The organism is Halopseudomonas phragmitis (assembly GCF_002056295.1).
Classification (GTDB): domain Bacteria; phylum Pseudomonadota; class Gammaproteobacteria; order Pseudomonadales; family Pseudomonadaceae; genus Halopseudomonas; species Halopseudomonas phragmitis.
In genome coordinates, this window is the sequence record NZ_CP020100.1 from 1,602,982 (window position 1) to 1,624,914 (window position 21,933).

A 21,933-nucleotide genomic window follows, 5' to 3' on the forward strand; every position below is an offset into this window, starting at 1 on the left:
GAACCCCATGAGTCAAACCCGCCTCTCTGCCCTGGAACAGACCGATGCTTTCATCCGTCGCCATATCGGTCCGGATGCCGCCGAGCAGCGCGCCATGCTCGACACCCTGGGTGTCGAATCCCTGGATGCCCTGATCGCCCAGACCGTGCCGCAAAGCATTTTGCGTCAGGACCTGCTGGCGCTGGGCGCGCCGCGCAGTGAGGCCGAGGTATTGAGCTACCTCAAAGAGGTGGCGAGCAAGAACCAGATCTTCACCTCCTGCATCGGCATGGGCTATCACGGTACGCTGACCCCGACCGTGATTCTGCGCAATGTGCTGGAAAATCCGGGCTGGTACACCGCCTATACCCCGTATCAGCCGGAAATCGCCCAGGGTCGCCTGGAGGCGCTGCTTAATTTCCAGCAACTGTCGATCGACCTGACCGGCATGGAGCTGGCCAGCGCCTCGTTGCTGGATGAGGCGACTGCCGCTGCCGAGGCCATGGCCCTGGCCAAACGGGTAGCCAAGAGCAAGAGCAACCTGTTCTTCATCGATCAGGACTGTCACCCGCAGACCATTTCGGTGGTTCGCAACCGGGCCGAAGCCTTCGGTTTCGAGGTAGTGATCGATGTAGTGGGCAATCTCGACCAATACCAGGTTTTTGGCGCCCTGTTCCAGTATCCGACCACCTGGGGCGAGATCCGTGATCTCAAACCGCTGATCGATCAGGTGCATGCGCAGAACGCACTGGCCTGTGTGGCCGCCGATCTGCTCAGCCTGGTGCTGCTGACCCCACCGGGCGAGCTGGGGGCTGACGTGGTATTTGGTTCGGCTCAGCGCTTTGGCGTACCCATGGGCTATGGCGGACCGCACGCGGCCTTCTTCGCCACCCGTGATGCCTATAAGCGAGCCATGCCCGGGCGGATCATCGGGGTGTCGGTCGATACCCGTGGCAACCGTGCCCTGCGCATGGCGTTGCAGACCCGTGAACAGCACATCCGCCGCGAGAAAGCCAACTCCAACATCTGTACCGCCCAGGTGCTGTTGGCCAATATCGCCAGCTTCTATGCCGTCTACCATGGGCCGGAAGGGCTCAAGATCATCGCCCAGCGGGTTCAGCGCCTGACTGCCATCCTGGCCGCCGGGCTGGAAGCCTGTGGCATCCAGCGCAGCAATAGCCATTTCTTCGACACCCTGACGCTCAAGGTGCCCGGCCAGGCGGCGGCGATTGTTGCGCGCGCCCAGGCTGCCCGAGTCAACTTGCGCCTGATCGATGCCGACACCTTGGGTGTCAGCCTGGATGAGACCTCGACCCGGACAACCGTGCAAACTCTGCTGGCCTGCTTCGCTGGTGATCAGCACGGCCAGGATCTGGAGGCGCTGGATGCTCAGGTAGCAGCCGCCGGGCTCGGTATTCCGGCCGACCTGCAACGCCAGTCGGCGTTCCTGACCCACCCGGTGTTCAACAGCTATCACTCGGAAACCGAGATGCTGCGCTACATCAAGTCGCTGGAGAACAAGGACCTGGCGCTCAACCAGGCCATGATTCCGCTCGGCTCCTGCACCATGAAGCTCAACGCCACCACCGAGATGATTCCGATCACCTGGCCGGAGTTCGGTCAGTTGCACCCGTTCGTGCCGCGTGAGCAGGCCGAAGGCTACAAGCAGATGATCGACGAGTTGGAAGCCATGCTGCGTGAGATCACCGGTTTCGATGCCATCTGCATGCAGCCCAACTCCGGTGCCCAGGGTGAGTACGCCGGTCTGCTGGCCATCCGCAAGTACCATGAATCCCGCGATGAAGGCCATCGCAACGTCTGTCTGATTCCGACCTCGGCCCACGGCACCAACCCGGCCTCGGCGATGATGGCCAGCATGCGTGTGGTACTGGTGGCCTGCGATGAGCAGGGTAACGTCGATGTTGAAGATCTGCGCCAGAAGGCTGCTGATAACGCCGAGAATCTGTCCTGCCTGATGATCACCTACCCCTCGACTCACGGGGTATATGAGGAAGGCATTCGCGAAATCTGTGACATCATCCACCAGCATGGCGGCCAGGTGTACATGGACGGGGCCAACCTCAATGCCCAAGTGGCGCTGAGCCGGCCGGCCGATATCGGTGCTGACGTGTCGCACATGAACCTGCACAAGACCTTCTGTATCCCCCACGGTGGTGGTGGCCCGGGCATGGGGCCGATTGGTGTCAAGGCGCATCTGGCGCCGTTCGTTGCCAACCACCCGGTGGTGCCGCTGGAAGGCCCCAATGCCGAGAACGACGCGGTCAGCGCCGCACCCTGGGGCAGCGCCAGCATTCTGCCGATCAGTTGGACCTACATCGCACTGATGGGGGCTCAGGGGCTGCGTCAGGCTACCGAAGTGGCGATCCTCAATGCCAACTACCTGGCCAAGCAATTGGGCGAGGCCTACCCGGTGCTGTACAGCGGGCGCAACGGTCGGGTGGCGCATGAGTGCATCATCGACATCCGTCCGCTCAAGGCTGCATCGGGCATCAGCGAGGAGGATGTCGCCAAGCGACTGATGGACTTCGGCTTCCACGCTCCGACCATGTCATTCCCGGTGGCCGGAACTCTGATGATTGAGCCGACCGAGAGCGAATCCAAGGCCGAGCTGGATCGCTTCATTGATGCCATGCTGACCATTCGCGCCGAGATCAGCCGGGTCGAGAAGGGTGACTGGAGTGCCGAGGACAACCCGCTGCACAACGCCCCGCATACCCTGGCCGATATCACCGGTGACTGGCAGCGCGGTTACTCGCGTCAGGAAGCGGTCTTCCCGCAGCCTTGGGTAGCGGCCAACAAGTTCTGGCCGTCGGTCAACCGGATCGACAACGTCTACGGCGACCGTAACCTGTTCTGTGCCTGTCCGCCGATTGAGGCCTACGAAGGCTAAGCCTGTGCACGCCGCCCGCCGACTGGCGGGTGGCGTGGCAGCTCCAGCTCCACCTCAACCCCGCCTGTTGGCCGGTTGCGCAGGCTGATTTTGCCCTGATGCAGTTGCGCCACTTCCCTGACAAAGCTCAGACCCAGTCCGGTACTCTTGCGCTGCCCGTCCGGACGCGGCAGTGAATAGAAGCGTTCAAAAACCCGCTCCAGGGCATAGTCAGGCACTGGCGGACCGTCGTTGCTTACTGTCAGCCGAACCTGCTGCTCATTCGCGCTCAACTGCAACAGGATCAGACCGCCCGGCAGGCTGAACTCGATGGCATTGTCGAGCAGGTTGCTGATGGTCTGTTCGAGCAGGAAGGCTTCGCCCTCGAGTTGGCAATCCCCGGTTTGCTGCTGGTGCAGGGTGAGCTGCTTGCGTTCGATCTGCGGGCGCTTGGACTCCAGTTCGCGTTCGGCAAGTGCTGCCAGATCCAGGCGTTCGGGGTGCTCCAGATGCTGGCGTTTCTCCACACTGGCCAGCGACAGCAGCCGGTCCACCAGTCGTTGCAGACGTTGTGATTCGCTGTCGATGTTGCTCAGAAAGCGCTGCCGGGCCTGCTCAGGTACATTGGTTTCCTGCAGCAGTTCGGCTGCGCCGCGGATCGCCGAGAGCGGTGATTTCATCTCGTGGGTCAGGGTATGCACGTACTGCTCGACATAGGCCTTGCCGTCGATTTCCGCGCGCATCGCCTCGGTAGCCCGAGCCAGGCGGTCGAGTTCGCGCTCGCCAAGCCGCGGCGCGCTGATGCGCTCACCGTGGCGCACCCGTTCGACATACTCGACCAGACGGCGGATTGAGCGGGTAATCCAGATCGACAGAGCCGCCCCCAGCAGCAGCGCACCGAGCAGGATCAGACCGCCGCGCTTCCAGAAGTAGCCGTGCGCCAGGGTGATGAAGGGCTGCAGGCTGGCGGTCGGCTGGGCCAGGGTCAGTACCCCGACCAGCTCGCCGGCATTGAACACCGGGGCTGCGACATGCATGAAGGTGGTTGCTTCGTCCTCGGGGTCGGCCCGGCTGGTGCGTGCGCCGTATTCACCGCGCAGGGTCAGGGCGACGTCACGCCAGCTAGAGAAATCCTCGCCGACCAGAGCCGGGTCACTGTGCAGCAGTACCCGGCCCTGGCTGTCGGTCAGGTAAACGATCAGTTCGGTGCGGGTCTTTTGCCGCGACCAGATGTGCGCATCCAGCGGGCGCTGCTGGTAGCGCTGCAAGGCCTCAGCGAACGGTGTGCCCTGGGCAAAGCCCTGCTCCCAGTGCAGGCCAGCGGCTTCGGCCAGCAGGTTGGCGCTGTCGACCAGGACTTCTTCACTGGCCTGGCGCACCGACGAGGGCAACTGGTTTAGGATGCTGTTGAGAAACAGCAGCGTGGCCAGCCCGGCGAGCACGAACCAGGCGACCAGAATGCGAATACTCAGGCTCATGCGCGGCGCTGCCGGGCCTGCGGATCAAGGCTGTAGCCCAGGCCGCGATGGGTGGTGATCGGGTCGATATCGGGCAGGACCTGTTTCAGTTTGACCCTGATGCCCTTGATGTGAGTGTCGATCACCCGATCGAGGCTGGCGCCGGGGTCATCCCAGGCAGCGTCCATCAACTGCTCGCGACTGAGTACGTGTTCGGGGTGACGCAGCAGGGCGGCGAGAATCAGATATTCGTAACGGGTCAGTTCCAGCCACTGCTGGTGGTAGCGAATGCGCCGGCGAGCGGGGTCATGTTCGAACAGGCTGCTCTCGGTGCTGGGTTCGGGCTCGGGCTGCACCCGGGTGCGGCGCAGGATGGCGCGTACCCGGGCGGAAATCTCGCGCGGGCTGAACGGCTTGACCACGTAATCGTCGGCACCGATTTCCAGTCCAACGATGCGGTCGACTTCCTCCTTGCGAGCAGTCAGGAACATCACCGGTACATTGGAGAAACGCCGAATCCGGCGGCACAACTCGAAACCGCTTTCATCCGGCAGGCCAACATCCAGTACCACCAGGTCCACCGGCTGCTGTTGCAGCCAGGCCATGCCGTCACTGGCCAGCGCACACCAGTGCGGCTCGAAACCTTCGGTGCCGAGGGCATAAAGCAGGGCATCGGCAATGGCCGGCTCGTCCTCGATGATCAAAATCCTGTCGCCCATGGGCTGCTCTTCCTGAACTGCGGGCCCTGATTGTGGCGTCAATGCTGGGCTGGACGCAATCATTCGTGCTCCAGCCAGGCACTGACCACATAGCGCAACGGGCCGCCGCTGGTCAGGGCAGAAAATGGGTAACAGGTGACCAGGCGCAGCTCGGCCTGGTCATGTTGTAGCTCAATCTGCTGGTGGCGGCTGTCGACTACGTCGCTTTGGCCGACGCGGTAGCGGTAGCGGCGGCCATCGGTGGCTTCGATCTGCACTATCTCTCCGGGCTTGAGCTGCTGCAAAAAGGCGAAGTGACTATCCTGATGCCCGGCCAGCAGTAGGGTGCCCAGTTGGCCGGGGGTCACGCCGTTGTCGAGTTGGCCGGGGCCGAAGGCCAGGGCCTGGCCGCTGACGCCAGCGAGTACATAGTGATCCTGACCCTGGGGTGTGATCAGCCGTGCAACCGGCCAGGTATCAGCCCAGGACCAGGGTTTGACGGCCACCCCCTCGGCCAGTTGTTGTTGCCAGGCCCGTGCGATCAGCCACTGCGCCAGCTCGGCCTTGGCCTGCAGCCACAGCGCCTGGCCGCTCAGCGCCAGGGCACCGAGCAGCAGGCTGGCGATCAGCAGCTTACGCATGGGCGGGCCTGCGACGGATCAGCAGAGCCAGAGCAGCAGCGAACAGCAGCAGGGCCAGTGACCACAGGCGCAGCAAACCCAGCGAGGTTTGCGGGTACAGGTGATGATCGGCCGGGTTCAGATTGGGGATCTGCTGGCTCAGCAACTCCTCATCAGGGCTGCGCACCGGAGTTTCTTCGATAGCGATGAAGCTTGTGTAACGACTCATCAACTGGTGCTGCAGGGCAACCTCAAGCACCGCTTCACGTACCTCGGCCTCGGCCGCACCCTGAACCAGCCGGTCCATCAGCGATTCGATTTTGCTGCGGGCCCAGAGCTTGGCCGTGCCCGGACTCTGCTGTGCTTCTGGCAGCCACAGTTGTTGCTGCCAGGGTTCTGGCTGGTGACCGTGCAGGGTGATGGACTCGGGCAGACGGTTGAGTTTCAGCGCTACCACCAGCGGTTGGCCGGCGTACAGGTCAGGCAGCCGCTCGGGCCAGATTTGCGCCTGAATGCCGTCTTCCAGTTCGAGGCGCAGATCAGTCAGTACGGGGGATTCGAGTTTTTCGAACAGCCGGTTGATCGAACTGGCCACGCCGTCGCGGTCATTGACCGGAGTGAATTGGCCGCGGCCGATCTCGGCGGCCTTGCGCAGCAGGTAGCTGTTGGGGGCGGCACCAATACCGACGGTGAACAACCGGGCATTGTGCAGTCGCCGCTGGATCATGGTCAGTACTTCCTGTTCATTGCTGACAGAGCCGTCGGTTATGAAGATCAGTTGGCGCAGGTAGCCCGGCTCGCTGGGTTGGCTCAGGGCATCGCGCAGGACCGGCAGCATCTCGGTGCCGCCCGAAGCGTACAGGGCGTTGACCCAGTCGCGGGCCATGGCCAGGTGTGTGGCATCTGCGGGCACCGGCTGGCGGAACAGCTGGCTGTGCTGGTGGTTGAATTCGAACAGATTGAAGCGGTCTTCCGGTTGCAGCCGGTCCAGGGCATGCAGCAGGCTCTGACGGGCCTGGCGCATCCGCTCACCCTGCATCGAGCCGGAGGTGTCGACGATCAGCAACACTTCACGAGGCTGGCGTACGTGACTGACCGGGCGCTCGGCTGGCGACAGCATCAGCAGGGCGTAGTGGCCGTCGTCCAGGGTTTCGCTGAATACCGCGGCCTGGTTGCCAATATCGGCCGGCAGGGCCCATTCGAGGATGAAGTCGCTGTCCATGATCACTGGATTGTGGGCCAGTTGAATCCGGTAGCCACGGCCATCATAGTCATGGTCGAGCTGGTGGCTGGGGCTGTGGATGCTGTCCAGCGGCATGCCGGCGTCCAGATAGATATCCAGGCGCGCCTGGTGCGATGGCCCGTCACGCCACAGGCCTTCAACGATCGGGCCTTCCACGGCGGTGTACGGGTGTACGACGGGCACGGGGTTGTCGCTCGGTTGCGGGGCGGGGGTGTAGCGTGGGGTCATGGTCAGCGGCAGGCGCAGATTGAAGCGCCCGGCATCGGGAACCAGCAGCTCGGTGTATTCCAACGTCACGGCAATGCTCTGGCCGGCCTCGATATTGGCTACCGAAGTGCTGAACAGGTTGGGCCGACGCTGTTCGACCAGACCAGCGCGCTGGCCACTGGCCCGGGCCTGTTCATAGGCCTGCCGCGCCTGCTGTTTTTCCCTGATCTGACCGATGATCCGGCGCTCGCCGATTTCCAGTTGCATGCCGTGCACTGCGGCATTCTCGGACGTGGGCAGTACATACAGGCCTTCGGCAAAGGCCAGCCCGGGATTGCTGAAGCGTTGGCGAATTCTTACCCGGGCCAACGGGCCGCTGATGGTGACTTCCATTTCGGTATTAAGCAGCAGCGCTGGTTCCCAGGCCGACTGGTTGTCGTTGCGCAGTAGAAATACCCCGGTCCCGGCCTGATCAAGCAACGCTGTGCGCGACTCCTGAGCCTGAGCCGGGGGCAGGGTAAATAGCAGGCTGATAATGAATAACCATCCGAATCTGGATTGCATGGCGCACCTCCCTGAGTGATTGACCGCTGCAGTGTCGCCGGGCTGTTTGTGACGATGATGTGGTTTATGTGTGGATGGACTGATCGAGGTCATTGGCGTGGTTTGAGGGTGGCGGTTACAGTTCAAACACAGACACAGGAGTTGCCATGACTCAGGTTTCCAATAGCAGTGACAGCCCGCAACCGTTGCGCTTGCGTCGTGTCGGGATCGACACTTACCGCGAGAACGTTGCCTACCTGCACCGTGAGTGCGAGTTGTATCGTGCCGAGGGTTTTCAGGCCCTGGCCAAGGTTGAGGTCCGCGGCAATGGCCGGCGGATTCTCGCCAGCCTCAATGTGGTGGATGACGACAATATCGTTGACTGTGGCCAACTGGGTCTGTCGGAGGATGCCTTCGCCCAGTTGGGCTTGGCTGAAGGCTATGCGGTCAGCGTTTCGCAGGCCGAACCGGCCCGTTCGATTCCGGCCCTGCACCGCAAGATCGCGGGTGAGCGTCTGAGTCGCAAGGACTTTGGCGCCATTGTCGAGGACATCGCCGCCCATCGTTACTCGAAGATTGAATTGACCGCCTTTGTGGTGGCCTGCAACCAGGGCGAACTGGACCGTGAGGAAGTGTTCTACCTCAGCGATGCCATGAGCCGGGTTGGTCGTCGTCTGGACTGGCATGAGCACCCGGTGGTCGACAAGCACTGCATTGGCGGTATACCCGGCAATCGCACTTCGATGCTGGTGGTGCCGATCGTTGCAGCACACGGCATGCTGTGCCCCAAGACCTCGTCACGGGCGATTACCTCGCCGGCCGGCACCGCCGACACCATGGAAGTGCTGGCCAATGTCGAGTTGCCGTTCGATGACCTGCGTGATCTGGTGCATACCCATCGCGGCTGTCTGGCCTGGGGTGGTACCAGCGATCTGTCGCCGGCCGACGATGTGCTGATTGCGGTCGAGCGCCCGCTGTCGATCGACTCGCCCGGGCAGATGGTGGCGTCTATCCTGTCGAAGAAGGTGTCGGCCGGCTCGACCCATCTGCTGCTGGATATCCCGGTCGGGCCGACTGCCAAGGTGCGCTCGATGCCGGAAGCGCGCCGCCTGCGCAAGCTGTTCGAGTTCGTTGCCGGACGTATGGGGCTGCATCTGGAGGTGGTGATTACCGATGGCCGGCAGCCGATTGGTCGAGGCATTGGTCCGGTGCTGGAGGCGCGGGATGTGATGCAGGTGCTGCTCAATCACCCGCAGGCACCAGATGATTTGCGGCTGAAGTCCTTGCGTCTGGCCGGACGGATGCTCGAGTTCGACCCCGATGTGCGAGGCGGCGAGGGCTTTGCCATTGCCCGCGACATTCTCGGCTCCAGCCGGGCGTTGGAGAAAATGCAGGCGATTATCGCGGCTCAGGGGGCGAAGCTGTTCGATCCTGAACAGCCGCCTCTGGCGCCACTGGGCTTTGAGGTCACGGCGGCGACCGATGGTGTGGTGATCGCGATCGACAACCTGCAACTGGCGCGCATCGCCCGGCTGGCCGGGGCCCCCGGGGCCCAGGGGGCCGGAGTCGATATGCTGGTGCGGCTGGGTGACAGCGTTGCGCGTGACCAGCCACTGTACCGGGTATACGCGGCCTATCCGACCGAACTGCAATTCGCCCGCCAGGCCAGCGAACGCTTTACTGGCTTCATGATTGGTCGGGCCGAGGAACTGGTGGATCTGAATGTGGAGTTCTGATGGATACCTTGCTGTTATTTTTTGCCGATGAGCAGGCGCCCGCCCGGCGCCTGGCTGAAGCCGCCGGGCTGGCCTGTGCCGAGGTCATCAGCCACCGCTTCCCTGACCAGGAACTACGGCTTACCCTGCCGTTTTCCCAAGGCCAGGAGCTGCCTGGTACTCTGGTGCTTTATCGCAGCCTGGATCGACCTAATGACAAATTGGTCGAGCTGCTGCTGATCGCCCGGCATGCCCGTCAGCTCGGGATTGCCCGGCTGGTGCTGGTGGCACCCTATCTGGCCTATATGCGCCAGGACATCGCTTTCAATCCCGGTGAAATCGTCAGCCAGACCATTGTTGGCGGCTTTCTCGGTGAGTTGTTCGATGCTGTGATTACGGTCGACCCACACCTGCACCGGATCAGTCATTTACAGCAGGCTATCCCCCGTGAGCAGGCCATTGCCCTGTCGGGCGCACCGCGACTGGCTGAGCTGATTGCCGGGCGGCGTGACAACCCGCTGCTGGTTGGCCCCGATGCCGAGTCGGCCCAGTGGGTCGAAAGCGCAGCTCGGCGCCAGGGCTTTGACTATGGCGTCTGCCTGAAGGTCCGCCACGGTGATCGGCAGGTTGAAATTCAGCTACCGGATATCCCGCTGCAGGGGCGGGCGGTGGTGCTGATGGATGATGTGGCCAGTTCCGGGCATACCCTGGCCCGGGCCGCAGAGCAGTTATTGGCTGCGGGTGCGGTGTCGGTGGACGTGGCGGTTACCCACGCGCTGTTTGCCGAGGATGCCCTGGACGTGATCCGGGCTGCTGGGATTGGCGAGGTCTGGAGTACTGACTGCATCGCCCACCCGAGCAATGCCATCACCATGGCGCCCGTGCTGGCGGCCAGTCTCAAGCAGGTGCTGGCTGTTGGCGGAAAGCCTTAGCTTTTTTCCATAACCGGTTCGGCATTCGGTGTCTGCCACTGCCAGGCACAGAGCGCCCCGAGCAGCGCCACCAGCATGCCGGTCAGGCCGAGTAGCTGCAGACTGAGCAACTGGCTGACCCAGGCGCCCAGTGCTGCCCCCAAACCCTGGCCGAGAAACATCACCGAGCCATTCAACGCGACCGTGACCTGACGCGCCCCCGGTGCGGCCTCGAGCAGCTGGGCCTGGACCAGTGGTGTCAAGGCGAACAGTGCGGCTGCGCCGAACAACACAGCGGCCCCCAGGCTCAGCCAACTGACCAGCCCCTGCTCGGGGAACACCAGCATGGCAACTGAGTACAACACCTGGGTCATGGCGATGATCATGAAAATCCGCACCAGCACCCGGTTCGGGCTGGAAGTGTTGCCAAGCCGGGCGGCAATGGTGATGCCGATCAGGGCACCGACGCCAACCAGCATTTGCGAGAGTGCCACCTGCTCGGTGCTGCCGACTATGTTCTGCATGACCGGGGCGATATAGGGAATTACGCAGAACGTGGCGCTGAACGCTGCCAGGCTCATCAGCAGCAGGCGGCGGATATCGGGTTGCCAGCCATGGGCCAGCAGATGCCAGCCGGCACCATCCTCGCTTTGCACTACCGGCAAGCTCAAGCGGTTGATCAGTGCAGCGGCCAGACACAGCACTGCGGCCAGCAGAAACGTCGCGCGCCAGTCGAACCATTGGCCGATCAGGCTGCCCAGCGGCATGCCGAGCAGGAAGGCCAGGACCATGCCACCGGTCACCATGGCCAGAGCCTGGCCGCGTTTTTCCACCGGCAGCAGCGCAGCGATAATCGGTGGCACCACTGGCATTACCAGGGTGGCCGCCAGCCCGGCCAGAATTCGCAGGCCGATCAGTTCGCTAAAACTGCCGGCCAGCGCTGCCAGAAGATTGATCAGGCTCAGCCCGAGCAGCGCCAGCCAGAGCATCCGCCGCCGCTCCAGACGTCCGGTCTTAAGGGCAATCAGCGGTGCGGTCAGGGCATAGGTGATGGCATAGGCCACGGCCAGATAACCGGCTGTGGCCACGTTGATGTCGAGGTCGGCGGCCAGTTCGATCAGCAGGCCGGCAAACACGAAAGTTTGTGTGCCGACTGCGCAGGTGGCCAGCGCCAAAGCCGGGATGGGGTTGCCGCGCATAATGATTATCCTTGTTCTGACAGGCGGGTCAGGGACTCCTGACGTTCATGCAACTGTCCGGCATGGTAACGCAATCCGGCCGGATAGCGGTTGCGGCGCTGGCTGGTCTTGAGAAAGCTCATCACTGCCCTGATCACCACCTGATCGCCCAACGGGCGGTTGTGGCCGCCGTTTTCCAGCCACAGGGTCTTGGGAGAGCAACTGGCGGCATTGGCTTGCGCCGCGCTGATCGGTACTACCGGGTCGTCTTTGGCATGCACCAGCATCACCGCGGTTTGCTCCAGGCCGGCCAGGGCCCTTGGTACTTCAAACTGGTCGAGGGGAGCGCCCAGTACCTGCTGCATATGCTGCTCCATGCGGTTGATCGCCCGCTGTGACAGGCCCTGCATCCGGGCCAGGGCCTGGGCCTGATAACGCACGGCATGCGGTGCGCCGATCAATACCAGCCGGCGGGATTCCAGACCATAGGCCTGCATGGCCAGAGCGCTGCTGGCGCCGCCGATCGAGTGGGCAATCACCGCATGCAGCGGGCCCAGGCGCTGGCCGATACGGCTGATTGCCTGAGCCAACAAAGGTAGTGGCCCCTCGCGACCGCTGGCCAGCCCGTGGGCCGGCAGATCCAGGGCTGCAACCTGGTAACCGGCGTCCAGTAATGGTTGAACGAAACCGCCCATGGCGTAGTGATCCGCTTCCCAGCCATGGACCAGCAGGACCACCGGCCCCTGGCCTCGGGTCCAGAGCGGTATCTGCTGCTCGCCAAGGGACTCGGTCAATCGCTCGAAGCCGTCGAAAGCCTGATGCCAGTGGCGTGGTTGCGGGCGCTGACGCGGGCGCTGACGCGGGCGTACGAACTGGCGGGCACCAAGGGCGCCAAAATAGCCCGGAAACACGGCCGAAAGAGTTTTGACCATGCCCAGACGGGCGTTACGACTGAGGCGAATACTGTTCATGGTTTTTGCTCCTAACTACCTACCAGTTGGTAGTTTTGCGGTGGTTAAAAAAGCCCCAAGGGGCTTCGGATCAACTCATGGATCAACGTTTGAGTTCGCGGCGTACTTCGCTGATGGCCTGCTCAATCGGCAGGGGGCTGCCCTTGACCCGCGACAGAAACAACCCGCCCTGGACCAGCATCAGCACCCGCTCAGCCCAACGCCCGGCCTGTTCGCTGTTTTCAGCGCACTGACCGCTCAGGGCAATCCCGGTCAGCCAGTCATGCTGCAAGTCCAGCAGGCGCTGGGCGCGCTGACGCAGTTGCTGATCCAGGTGGTCCCAGTCGCCCAGTACTCCACCTACCGGGCACAGGCGCCGGCCCGGGCCGATGCTGTTGAGGTAGATGGCGAAAAACGCCTCCAACTGCCGGGCTGCCGGTTGCCCTTGCTGGGCATCAATGTGGCGGCGCAGGGCCTGAATACTGGTGTCGATTACATCGGCCACCAGGGCATCCTTGTTCCGGTAGTGGTGGAACAGGCTGGCCTTGCGAATGCCTACACGGTCGGCGATGTCCTGCAGGCTGAAGCCGTTGAGCGACTGGCGCTGAAGCAGGTCGGCGGCGGTGCTGAGAATTTGGGTTTTGGTATCCATGAGCCTACCGTATGGTAGGTTTTGCTGATTGTCAACGACTATTGAGAAGAGCTGGCTACCGCTCGTCGTGGTGTTTACCCTACCGATCGAGCACATCGCCGGCATCGCCTACCAGCAGATCGAAGCGTTCGAACAATTGATCAAGAATGAAATCTGACCCGGAGCCCGGCCCATGCTAGTCAAGGACATCATGAAGTCCAACGCCGTCACCATCTCCTTGCTCAACGTTTACGACATCTGCGCCAAGCCGGCACTGATTGTCTCACGCGAACTGGACGTGAAGTACGTGGCAAAGCTCATGGTCAACATGAGCCTGCCACGGATTCTGGTCAGCAGCGCCAACGAACTGGTCGGGATCATCACCATGAACGACATTGTCGGGGCGATTCTGGAGATGGCCGACGGGGAGGCCTGACCCTCGCGTTACTGCCGGCCAATATAGCCAGGATTGAACACCACCTGCTCGCCCTGGATCATGTCGAAGATATCGCGGGCTGCAATTGCCGGGTCTTCCCAGTCGGCAGCCCGATCCACTTCGGGATTGGCCTGCGGGCCAGTGGAGTGCCGGCTGATATGGGTGCGCATGCCGGCCGGAGCGGCAATGAAAATCTTGATATTGTCAGCCTGCAATTCTTGCGCGGCACTCTGGAACAAGCCATGCAGTGCGTGCTTGGTCGCGGCGTAATGCCCCAGATTGGCTGGTGCCGGGCGCATGCCCAGAATCGATGACACGTTCAGGATAGTACCGCCGTCCTGCTCACGCATGACCGCGATCGCCTGCTGAGCCAGATCGGCATAGGCCCAGAAATTGACTTCCATCTGGTGCCGGGCCTTGTCCATATCCATTTCATCCAGCCGCGCCAGATAGGAATAGCCAGCATTGTTGAACAGGAAGTCGACCTGGCCATACTCGACCCGCGCCCGCTCGATCAACCCGGCACGCTGTTCCGGGTCTGCCAAGTCCACTTCCAGTACCAGCGCCTGCCCACCCTGACTACGAATCTGCTCGGCCAGCTGCTGCGAAGGCTCGGGGCGGACATCGACCAGAACCAGCTTCATGCCCTCGCTGGCACCCAGTAGCGCCAACTCTCGGCCCAAGCCATAGCTGCTGCCGGTCACCACTGCCACCTTGTCCTTGAACGCTGGACTATCGGCCTGTGCTGGCGCTACCAGCCACAGCATCAGCCAAACCAGCAGCACGCCCGGCAGCGGCAATTGCAGCATTTTTCTATGGTAAGTCGTCATACCCCGCACTCCCTGAGTTATTGGCAACCGCTACACCTTAATGGGATTGCCCCACCAACAGTAGCAACAGAAACATTTCGAATCAGTGCCCGGCATGCGACCAACGGTCGACAGCGCATTGTTAACTTCTGGTGCTGATCGATAATTTACGCAACATTTACAGCCGCTTGCAGTTTTGGACATCTCTTGTTTATGCGGTTTGGCTTTAGGCTTTCGGACAGCATAGGAGGCTGTCGATGTTTGCTTTCTTTCGCCCGGTACTGCTGGTAGTGGGCATCCTAACTCTGATCATGACCGGGCTAATGTCCTGTGTGGCGTTGTTCGCCTTTTGGCGCGGCGACCCGGAGCTGTCAGTGTTCCTGATTTCAGCGGCGATTGCTGGTGGTGCTGGACTGACCTTGGTGTTGCTGGGGCGTCAGGCACGCTTCCATCTGGTAGCCCGTCAGTTGTATCTGTTGACCAGTCTGAGTTGGCTTGGCATGTCGCTGGTGGGCGCCTTGCCGTTGTTCTTCAGCCATTTCCAACTGAGTTTTGTCGATGCCGTTTTCGAAGCGGTATCGGGGATCACTACCACTGGGTCGACAGTGCTGTCCGGGCTGGAGCAGTTGCCGCCGAGCTTGCTGCTGTGGCGCTCTATGCTGCAATGGCTGGGCGGGTTGGGTGTGATCGGTATGGCCGTGTCGATTCTGCCGTTTTTGCGGGTCGGCGGGATGCGTCTGTTTCATACTGAGTCGTCGGACTGGTCGGATAAGTCGATCCCTCGCATTCAGACGCTGGCCAGGCTGCTGGTGGCGATCTATCTGTGCATCAGCCTGGCCTGCATGCTGGCCTATTGGCTGGCGGGTATGAACCTGTTTGATGCGATCAATCATGCCATGACTACAGTGTCGACCGGTGGTTACGCCACCGATGACCGCTCCATGGGACGTTTCGACGAACGGGTGTTGTGGGTCGCCATTGTGTTCATGCTACTTGGTGCTTTGCCGTTTACCCTGATCATCGCTTTTGTCCAGCGCCCACGGTTAGCGCTGTTGAGCAATAGTCAGGTAATGGCTCTGCTGTCTGTTGTCGCAGTGGTTTCGTTGCTGCTGAGCGCTTTTCTGGTATGGAATGGTGAGCTGCCATTGTTCAGCGCCTTGACCCAGGCCACTTTCAATCTGGTTTCCGTGATCACCACTACGGGCTATGCCTCTGCCGATTATACCCAGTGGGGTGCCTTCAGCGTGGCGCTGTTCTTTGTGGTGATGTTCATTGGTGGCTGTTCAGGGTCAACCAGTGGCGGCATGAAGGTTTTCCGTTTTCAACTTAGCTACCTGTTCCTGCGCAGTCAGATCCGCAAACTGGTTCACCCCAGTGGCGTATTCGTAACTCGTTATAACGGCAAAACGGTGCAGGACGATATCATTCTGTCGGCAGTCGCCTTTTCCTTTCTGTTTTTTCTCACGCTGGCGGTACTGACGCTGCTATTGGCGTTGCTCGGGCTGGATCTGGTGACCAGCCTGAGTGCCGCTGCTACGGCGTTGACCAATGTCGGTCCGGGACTTGGCGATATCGTTGGTCCTGCGGGCAACTTCCAGCCCCTGCCGTCAACCGCCAAATGGCTGTTATGCTTCGGTATGTTGTTAGGCCGACTAGAGCTGTTGACGATGATGGTGCTATTCACTCCGATGTTCTGGCGCGGCTGAGGCAGGGGTATGCCGACACCCACGCACCCACGCTGGCCGGCACTGGTTCTGCCCTGGCTGGTGCCTCTGTTGGCCAGCCTGTTGGCGTGGCCACTGGCAGACTGGCTGCCCAGCGCCAATCTGGCCCTGATCTATTTAGCCGGCGTGTTGCTGACGGCGATCTATACCCGGGTTCGGCCGGCCCTGGCCTGTGCACTGTTGAGCTTTTTGGCGTACAACTTCTGGCACACCGAGCCGCGTTTCTCGCTGCAGATGTTCCATCGTGAAGATATCCTGACCGCCGGGTTACTGGTCATGGTGGCGCTGGTTTGCGGCCAACTGGCAGCTAGGCTCAATGAACAGCTTAGTGCCTTGCGTGATAGTCAGAGCTGGAGCAATCGGCAGATGGATTGTGCACGGGCACTGTCATCCTGTGTGGCTGCCGACGAGGTAGTCAACCGATTTATGGAGCAGGTTCAGGCCTGTCTGGGTTGGACCTGCCGACTGCAGGACGATGCGACCCGGTTACCAGATGGGGACGGGGGGATCGGCTGGTGCCAGCATGAACAGGGTATTCTGATCGGCTTTCAGGATGGTCAGGGCAATGCCCTTGCGGTCAGTCTGGCTGCTCAGTCGGCTCTGAAGGCGCGTGATCGCGAGCGGCTGGAAGCCTTGCTGGATCTGACCCGCCTGGCCTGGGGGCGGGTACGGCTGGCCGAGCGTTTGCGTCAGGAAACTCTGGTCAAGGAGCGCGAACAGTTGCGCTCGGCACTGTTGTCGTCGATATCCCATGACCTGCGCACCCCACTGGCAACCATGATTGGTTCGGTCTCGAGTCTGATCGATCTGCATGCGGCCCTGAGTCCGGAGCAACGCGCCGAGCTGTTGGCTAATACCCTGAGCGAGGCCCAGAGGCTGGATCGCTATATCCAGAAGCTGCTGGACATGACTCGTCTGGGGCATGGTGAACTGACCCTCGACCGTGACTGGGTCGGGGTCGATGATATTGTCAGCGTGGTGATCAAGCGCAGCCGGGCTCTGCTGGGAGACAGGCACTTGGAGCTGAGCCTGGCAGCGGAACTACCGTTGCTGCATGTGCATCCCGCCCTGATTGAGCAGGCATTGTTCAATGTGTTGGAAAATGCCATTCGGTTCTCGCCATCAGGAGCGGTCATTCGTCTACAGGCGAGCAGTGAGCCTGGATGGTTGCATATCGATGTTAGCGATGCTGGCCCCGGAATCGATGCCGCCGATCATGAGCGGGTATTCGACATGTTCCATACCTTCAGCTATGGCGACCAGTACGCGGCGGGAACCGGGCTGGGGTTGGCAATCTGTCGCAGCATTCTGGCTGCACACGGAGGGTCTGCCCAGGTGCTGAGTAGTGCGCCGGGGCAGGGCACTACCATGCGTTTGAGTGTGCCGCTCTCGGGTGTGCCGGCTAGCGTGGAGGATTGAGGTGACACGTGTTTTGGTGATTGACGACGAGCCGCAGATTCGCCGCTTTCTGAATATTTGTCTGGGCTCCCAGGGCTATCAGGTACTTGAAGCTGAGGACGGCCGGCGTGGCTTGGAGCAGGCCGCGCTGCATCAGCCCGATGTGCTGATCATGGACCTGGGTTTGCCGGACATGGACGGACAGCAGTTGTTGAAAACTCTCAGGGAGTTTTATCTGGGGCCGTTGATCGTACTGTCGGTACGCAACGGTGAGCGTGACAAGGTTCAGGCGTTGGACAATGGCGCCAATGATTATGTTGAAAAGCCTTTCGGTGCCAATGAGCTGTTGGCCAGAATCCGTTCAGTACTGCGAACTTTCGCCAGTATCGAGGTGCCCCCAAGCGGGTTTGACGACGGCTACCTGAAGGTTGACCTGCAAGCTCGCCGGGTTCGTCTGGGAGATGAGGATGTGCACTTGTCGCGCAAGGAATTCGAACTTCTGCGCTGTCTTATCAGTCATCCCGGACGCATCATCACCCAGCAGCAGTTGCTCAAGGACATCTGGGGACCGCATCACAGTCACGATACCCACTACCTGAGGATTTTCATTGGCCGGCTGCGCAGCAAGCTGGATGATGATCCCACCGCACCACGTTACATTGAAACCGAGGCCGGAGTCGGCTATCGGTTTATCGGCTGAGAACGCGTTTGGCAGCGTATACGGTTTTTTTACTATCACCCGGCAAAGCGGGCATGGTTTTTTTACGCGCAGCATCAAGACAATGAGGCATGCCTTTCGACGGAGAGTCGCATGCGAATCATCATTCTTGGCGCTGGTCAGGTCGGCGCCACACTGGCCGAACACCTGGCTGGTGAAGCGAACGATATCACAGTGGTTGATACTGATATTCAGCGTCTGCGGATGCTGCAGGATCGTCTTGATCTGCGCACCTTGTGTGGCCCGGCCTCTCATCCGGTAACCCTGGCCCAGGCCGGTGGTGAAGATGCCGATATGCTGGTGGCGGTAACCAGCAGAGATGAAATCAACATGATTGCCTGTCAGGTGGCGCACAGCCTGTTTAACATCCCCACAAAAATTGCCCGCGTGCGCGAGCACGATTACCTGGTTCATGAGCAGGCGCTGTTTGCCAAGGCCGCCGTGCCGGTGGATGTGCTGATCAGTCCAGAAGAGTTGGTTACCCGCCATCTCAAACGCTTGATCCAGTACCCGGGGGCCTTGCAAGTGCTGGACTTTGCTGACGGCAGAGCCCAGATGATGGCGGTCAGAGCAGAGCCGGGCGGTGCGCTGGTTGGTCAGCGAATCGCCTCATTGCGCGAACATATGCCCAATATCGATAGCCGGGTGGCGGCCATTTTTCGCCGCGAACGATCGCTGGTGCCCACCGGCGGTACGCAGATCGAAGCTGGCGACGAGGTGTTCTTTATTGCTGCCCGGGAGGACATGCGTCAGGTCATGAGTGAGTGGCGGCGGCTGGATAAACCCTACAAGCGCATTCTGATCGCCGGTGGCGGCAACATTGGTGCGCGTCTGGCGGCAAGCCTGGAATCCAGTTACCGGGTCAAAGTGATTGAGCACAATGGCAATCGTTGTCAGTGGTTGTCCGAGCACCTGGATCGCAGTGTGGTACTGCATGGCAATGCCTCAGACCGCGAGTTGCTGATAGAAGAAGGGATCGAATCGGTCGATGTGTTTCTGGCCCTGACCAATGACGATGAGGCCAATGTCATGGCCTCGATGCTGGCCAAGCGACTGGGCGCGCGCACCGTAATCACCCTGATCAACAACCCCGCCTACGTCGACCTGGTTCAAGGGGGGCTGATCGATATCGCTATCTCACCCCAGCAATCGACCATCGGCGCGCTGCTGACTCATGTGCGACGTGGCGATGTCGTTGCTGTGCACTCACTACGCCGCGGTGCAGCCGAAGCACTGGAGGCGGTTGCGCATGGTGATAGGGGCAGCTCGCAAGTAGTGGGGCGACGTATCGATGAACTGGAGCTGCCTGCCAGTGCCACGGTGGGCGCACTGGTACGAGGTGAGCAGGTACTGATTGCCCATGACAGCACCCAGGTCGAGTCTGGTGATCATGTGATCATCTTCGTCGCCGACAAACGTGACGTACTCCGGGTTGAACGTTTGTTCCAGGTGGGCCTGGCCTTCCTCTGAGTGTTTTCAGCAATCCCCGTCGGCCATCTCCAGAATTGCCCCGACAATGTCGTTCATGGTGATGATCCCGACCAGTTCGTTGGCGCTGGTGACCAGAATCCGTGGCAGGCTCATGTTGACCATGAGCTTTGCCACGTACTTCACGTCCAGTTCGCGTGAGACGATCAGTGCCGGCTTGGCGCAGATGTCGTAAACGTTGAGCAGGTCGATGTCACCCTCTTCGGCGACAATGGTCTTGAGGATATCGGTGTAGGTAATCAGTCCATAGGCGTCGTGCTCATTGCCTTTTTCCACCACCAGCGACTTGATGCCGTGCTGGCGCATCTTCTGCATGGCCTCGCGCACAGTGGCCAGGGCGGAGATGGTGACGACGTTGGACTTCATGATGTCCTTGACTAGCATGGGCCGGGCTCCGGGTCAGATTTCGTTTTTGATCAGTTGTTCGAAGTGTTCGATCTGCTGGTGGGCGATGCCGGCGATATGCTCGATCGGCAAGGTGAACACTACCCCACGGGTATGGTTTTTCAGATCAAGGTCCTTGACCAGTTGCTTCATCACTCGTAGTGAAAGCTTCTTCTCCAGCACGAAGATCATTACCGACTGGCTGCCTTCATAGGTCAGGCCGAAGAACGATTTTTTCTGCTCGGCACCCAAACCGCGACCGTTGAGCAGGGTGACGCCGCCGGCGCCGGCGGCTTTGGCCGAGGCGATGGCCTGTTCTTCCAGGTCCTCGGCGAGCATGGCGACCAGTACCGAGAATTTCATGCGGTTGCTCCTCTAAAGCGGCTGAGCTGTTCCATGGCAATGGCGTACAGCATCACCGTAACTATAGGAAAGATCGAGGCGAAGGCGATCAGCCCGAAGCCATCGATGAGGACGCTGCGGCCCTCGATTTGTGAAGCCAGGCCGATGCCCAGCGCGGTAACCAGCGGCACTGTGACCTCCGAAGTGGTCACGCCGCCCAGATCGAAAGCCAGTGGCACGATGAACTTGGGCGCCAGAGCTGTCAGTATGATGACCAGCGCATAACCGCCCATGATGTAATAGTGGATCGAATCACCAGTGATGATCCGGTGAACCCCAAGCGTGATCCCGATGGCCACGCCAAGCGCCACCAGAATGCGGATGTGATTACCCTTGAGCCGGCCATGGGCCGCTTCCTCGGCCTGCTCGCCGATGGCAATCAGGGCCGGTTCGGCCATGGTGGTGGCGAAGCCGATGCAGAAGGCGAACAAATAGATATAGCCCAGAGTATCCAGCGCCATCAGTTGCTCGGCCATGCTCTGGCCGACCGGGAACAACCCCAGCTTGAGGCCGACCACAAAGGCGTACAGGCCGATAATCACCATAGCGAAACCGATGCTCACCCGGCGCAGGTAGGGGATCGGCTTGCGAATCACTGCGTACTGGAAGAACAGGATCACGGCGATGATCGGCAGCACGTCGCGGAGCATGTGCAGCAGATCACCGAGCATGCCCAGGAGGTAGCTGGCGATACTCGGCGCGAGCACATTTTCTGCCTCGCTGGCCAGCCCGTTCAGGCTATCCAGTGCAGCGTTCGGGTCGGCCGGCCACAGGGTGAATACGGCGATACCATATAGCTGGACCACGATCATCGGCACCATCACCGCCAGTGCGACCAGGCCAAAACCGTGTACCAGCGGGTTGCGGCCCTTGATCGAGGAGGCCAGGCCGATACCCAGTGCAGCGATCAGTGGCACGGTGACAATGTTGGTAGTGACTCCACCGGAGTCATAGGCCAGCCCAACGATTTCCTCCGGGGCGAAGAAGGTCACCGCCACCACCAGCAGGTAGCCGCAGATCATGTACCAGTGCAGTGAGTGGCCGAGCAGAGTACGCAACACCCCCAGCGCGACCACAGCCCCGACCGAGGTGGCGACCAGGGCGCGCAGAACAAGGGCATTGATGCGACCTTCGCTGATCAGCTCGGCTTGACTGGCAACCGCGATCAGCGCCGGCTCGGCAATCACGGCGGCAAAGCCCAGGGAAAAGCCGAAAATCATCAGCAGCGGCAGCGAGCCTTTGCGAGCGAAGGCATTGGACAGGTTCTTGCCGACTGGGAAAATGCCCAGTTCCAGGCCCTGAAGAAAAATCGCCACACCGAACACCACGATCAGCAGACCGACCAGCATGCCGATCAGACCATCGGGTACCTGACCGATAACCAGGCTCTGGAACAACCCAACCACCAGCACAATAGGCAGCAGATTGCGGAAAGAGTGTTTGAGAGTATCCCAGAATACCTTCAGATCATTCACAATAGGCGCGGTCCCGGCGTTGATTACTGGACCATACTAGCAGAGGCCGGTGGCATCATACTGACACCCGTCAAGGT

The 21,933-nt window shown here is 61.0% G+C and carries 20 protein-coding genes; 9 read left to right on the forward strand and 11 right to left on the reverse strand.

Annotation, left to right across the window (positions count from 1 at the left end):
- The first annotated feature begins 7 nt into the window (after positions 1–7).
- A complete protein-coding gene (gene gcvP, locus BVH74_RS07385; RefSeq protein WP_080049437.1) occupies positions 8–2,890 on the forward strand; it encodes an aminomethyl-transferring glycine dehydrogenase in 2,883 nt (960 codons plus the stop codon).
- On the opposite strand, the gene creC is transcribed toward gcvP, so the two are convergent.
- The 4 genes from creC to BVH74_RS07405 are packed head-to-tail and all read right to left on the reverse strand — an operon-like array spanning position 2,887 to position 7,658.
- Positions 2,887–4,347: a two-component system sensor histidine kinase CreC gene (creC, locus tag BVH74_RS07390; protein ID WP_080049438.1), complete on the reverse strand. Its 1,461-nt coding sequence runs from the start codon at positions 4,345–4,347 to the stop codon at positions 2,887–2,889. The two genes, gcvP and creC, sit on opposite strands and share 4 nt — an antisense overlap.
- Positions 4,344–5,045, reverse strand: coding sequence for a two-component system response regulator CreB (gene creB, locus BVH74_RS07395; protein WP_080049439.1), 702 nt, complete (start codon positions 5,043–5,045; stop codon positions 4,344–4,346). Before creB ends, creC begins: the two co-directional genes overlap by 4 nt.
- 59 nt (positions 5,046–5,104) lie before the next feature.
- On the reverse strand, positions 5,105–5,665 hold the full coding sequence (locus BVH74_RS07400) for a class GN sortase (RefSeq protein ID WP_080049440.1): 561 nt from the start codon (positions 5,663–5,665) through the stop codon (positions 5,105–5,107).
- The gene (locus tag BVH74_RS07405; RefSeq protein ID WP_165443754.1) at positions 5,658–7,658 is read right to left on the reverse strand and encodes a marine proteobacterial sortase target protein; all 2,001 of its coding nucleotides are present in this window, start codon (positions 7,656–7,658) and stop codon (positions 5,658–5,660) included. The genes BVH74_RS07400 and BVH74_RS07405 overlap by 8 nt, the downstream gene beginning before the upstream one ends.
- A gap of 146 nt (positions 7,659–7,804) precedes the next feature.
- Here BVH74_RS07405 and BVH74_RS07410 point away from each other — a divergent pair, with 146 nt between their 5' ends.
- Together BVH74_RS07410 and BVH74_RS07415 are read left to right on the forward strand one after the other, a co-directional pair.
- A complete protein-coding gene (locus BVH74_RS07410; RefSeq protein WP_080049442.1) occupies positions 7,805–9,373 on the forward strand; it encodes a thymidine phosphorylase family protein in 1,569 nt (522 codons plus the stop codon).
- A complete protein-coding gene (locus tag BVH74_RS07415; RefSeq protein ID WP_080049443.1) occupies positions 9,373–10,284 on the forward strand; it encodes a ribose-phosphate diphosphokinase in 912 nt (303 codons plus the stop codon). The genes BVH74_RS07410 and BVH74_RS07415 overlap by 1 nt, the downstream gene beginning before the upstream one ends.
- Here BVH74_RS07415 and BVH74_RS07420 read toward each other — a convergent pair.
- From BVH74_RS07420 to BVH74_RS07430, 3 genes are all read right to left on the reverse strand, one after another.
- A complete protein-coding gene (locus tag BVH74_RS07420) occupies positions 10,281–11,462 on the reverse strand; it encodes an MFS transporter (RefSeq protein ID WP_080049444.1) in 1,182 nt (393 codons plus the stop codon). The two genes, BVH74_RS07415 and BVH74_RS07420, sit on opposite strands and share 4 nt — an antisense overlap.
- A 5-nt stretch (positions 11,463–11,467) precedes the next feature.
- Positions 11,468–12,412, reverse strand: coding sequence for an alpha/beta hydrolase (locus tag BVH74_RS07425; protein WP_080049445.1), 945 nt, complete (start codon positions 12,410–12,412; stop codon positions 11,468–11,470).
- A gap of 82 nt (positions 12,413–12,494) precedes the next feature.
- Positions 12,495–13,043 (reverse strand): TetR/AcrR family transcriptional regulator, encoded by a 549-nt coding sequence (locus BVH74_RS07430; protein ID WP_177344521.1) that lies wholly within the window; start codon positions 13,041–13,043, stop codon positions 12,495–12,497.
- A 28-nt stretch (positions 13,044–13,071) separates the two neighbouring features.
- Here BVH74_RS07430 and BVH74_RS19050 point away from each other — a divergent pair, with 28 nt between their 5' ends.
- Positions 13,072–13,200: a hypothetical protein gene (locus BVH74_RS19050; protein ID WP_269434107.1), complete on the forward strand. Its 129-nt coding sequence runs from the start codon at positions 13,072–13,074 to the stop codon at positions 13,198–13,200.
- Between the two features lie 15 nt (positions 13,201–13,215).
- Positions 13,216–13,458, forward strand: coding sequence for a CBS domain-containing protein (locus BVH74_RS07435; RefSeq protein WP_080049447.1), 243 nt, complete (start codon positions 13,216–13,218; stop codon positions 13,456–13,458).
- A gap of 8 nt (positions 13,459–13,466) precedes the next feature.
- Here the strand turns inward: BVH74_RS07435 and BVH74_RS07440 are convergent, their stop codons facing one another.
- Entirely contained in the window at positions 13,467–14,288 is an 822-nt protein-coding gene (locus BVH74_RS07440) for an SDR family NAD(P)-dependent oxidoreductase (RefSeq protein WP_218189170.1), read from the reverse strand.
- Positions 14,289–14,524: 236 nt separating this feature from the next.
- Between BVH74_RS07440 and BVH74_RS07445 the strand changes: the two genes are divergently transcribed.
- From BVH74_RS07445 to trkA, 4 genes are all read left to right on the forward strand, one after another.
- The gene (locus BVH74_RS07445) at positions 14,525–15,973 is read left to right on the forward strand and encodes a TrkH family potassium uptake protein (protein WP_080049449.1); all 1,449 of its coding nucleotides are present in this window, start codon (positions 14,525–14,527) and stop codon (positions 15,971–15,973) included.
- 9 nt (positions 15,974–15,982) lie between these two features.
- A complete protein-coding gene (locus tag BVH74_RS07450) occupies positions 15,983–17,410 on the forward strand; it encodes a sensor histidine kinase (RefSeq protein ID WP_080049450.1) in 1,428 nt (475 codons plus the stop codon).
- Positions 17,406–18,089, forward strand: coding sequence for a response regulator (locus BVH74_RS07455; protein ID WP_080051657.1), 684 nt, complete (start codon positions 17,406–17,408; stop codon positions 18,087–18,089). The genes BVH74_RS07450 and BVH74_RS07455 overlap by 5 nt, the downstream gene beginning before the upstream one ends.
- A gap of 111 nt (positions 18,090–18,200) precedes the next feature.
- Complete coding sequence (gene trkA / locus BVH74_RS07460; RefSeq protein WP_080049451.1) at positions 18,201–19,577, forward strand: Trk system potassium transporter TrkA; 1,377 nt, start codon at positions 18,201–18,203, stop codon at positions 19,575–19,577.
- A gap of 6 nt (positions 19,578–19,583) precedes the next feature.
- On the opposite strand, the gene BVH74_RS07465 is transcribed toward trkA, so the two are convergent.
- From BVH74_RS07465 to BVH74_RS07475, 3 genes are read right to left on the reverse strand one after another with little or no spacing between them, the layout of a single operon-like run.
- Positions 19,584–19,979 carry a CBS domain-containing protein gene (locus BVH74_RS07465; RefSeq protein WP_080049452.1) on the reverse strand — a complete coding sequence of 132 codons (396 nt, stop codon included), beginning with the start codon at positions 19,977–19,979 and terminating at the stop codon, positions 19,584–19,586.
- Positions 19,980–19,994: 15 nt separating this feature from the next.
- Positions 19,995–20,342: a transcriptional regulator gene (locus tag BVH74_RS07470; protein ID WP_080049453.1), complete on the reverse strand. Its 348-nt coding sequence runs from the start codon at positions 20,340–20,342 to the stop codon at positions 19,995–19,997.
- On the reverse strand, positions 20,339–21,856 hold the full coding sequence (locus BVH74_RS07475; protein WP_080049454.1) for a DUF1538 domain-containing protein: 1,518 nt from the start codon (positions 21,854–21,856) through the stop codon (positions 20,339–20,341). Before BVH74_RS07475 ends, BVH74_RS07470 begins: the two co-directional genes overlap by 4 nt.
- Positions 21,857–21,933 lie beyond the last annotated feature (77 nt).

Coding starts and splice junctions, on each gene's coding strand:
- BVH74_RS07430 (WP_177344521.1), bottom strand. CDS start 13,043: ATGGATACCAAAACCCAAATTCTCAGCACCGCCGCCGACCTGCTTCAG.
- BVH74_RS07435 (WP_080049447.1), top strand. CDS start 13,216: ATGCTAGTCAAGGACATCATGAAGTCCAACGCCGTCACCATCTCCTTG.
- BVH74_RS07420 (WP_080049444.1), bottom strand. CDS start 11,462: ATGCGCGGCAACCCCATCCCGGCTTTGGCGCTGGCCACCTGCGCAGTC.
- trkA (WP_080049451.1), top strand. CDS start 18,201: ATGCGAATCATCATTCTTGGCGCTGGTCAGGTCGGCGCCACACTGGCC.
- BVH74_RS07465 (WP_080049452.1), bottom strand. CDS start 19,979: ATGCTAGTCAAGGACATCATGAAGTCCAACGTCGTCACCATCTCCGCC.
- BVH74_RS07445 (WP_080049449.1), top strand. CDS start 14,525: ATGTTTGCTTTCTTTCGCCCGGTACTGCTGGTAGTGGGCATCCTAACT.
- BVH74_RS07450 (WP_080049450.1), top strand. CDS start 15,983: ATGCCGACACCCACGCACCCACGCTGGCCGGCACTGGTTCTGCCCTGG.
- creC (WP_080049438.1), bottom strand. CDS start 4,347: ATGAGCCTGAGTATTCGCATTCTGGTCGCCTGGTTCGTGCTCGCCGGG.
- BVH74_RS07400 (WP_080049440.1), bottom strand. CDS start 5,665: ATGCGTAAGCTGCTGATCGCCAGCCTGCTGCTCGGTGCCCTGGCGCTG.
- creB (WP_080049439.1), bottom strand. CDS start 5,045: ATGGGCGACAGGATTTTGATCATCGAGGACGAGCCGGCCATTGCCGAT.
- BVH74_RS07470 (WP_080049453.1), bottom strand. CDS start 20,342: ATGAAATTCTCGGTACTGGTCGCCATGCTCGCCGAGGACCTGGAAGAA.
- BVH74_RS07405 (WP_165443754.1), bottom strand. CDS start 7,658: ATGCAATCCAGATTCGGATGGTTATTCATTATCAGCCTGCTATTTACC.
- BVH74_RS07440 (WP_218189170.1), bottom strand. CDS start 14,288: ATGACGACTTACCATAGAAAAATGCTGCAATTGCCGCTGCCGGGCGTG.
- BVH74_RS07425 (WP_080049445.1), bottom strand. CDS start 12,412: ATGAACAGTATTCGCCTCAGTCGTAACGCCCGTCTGGGCATGGTCAAA.
- BVH74_RS07415 (WP_080049443.1), top strand. CDS start 9,373: ATGGATACCTTGCTGTTATTTTTTGCCGATGAGCAGGCGCCCGCCCGG.
- BVH74_RS07410 (WP_080049442.1), top strand. CDS start 7,805: ATGACTCAGGTTTCCAATAGCAGTGACAGCCCGCAACCGTTGCGCTTG.
- gcvP (WP_080049437.1), top strand. CDS start 8: ATGAGTCAAACCCGCCTCTCTGCCCTGGAACAGACCGATGCTTTCATC.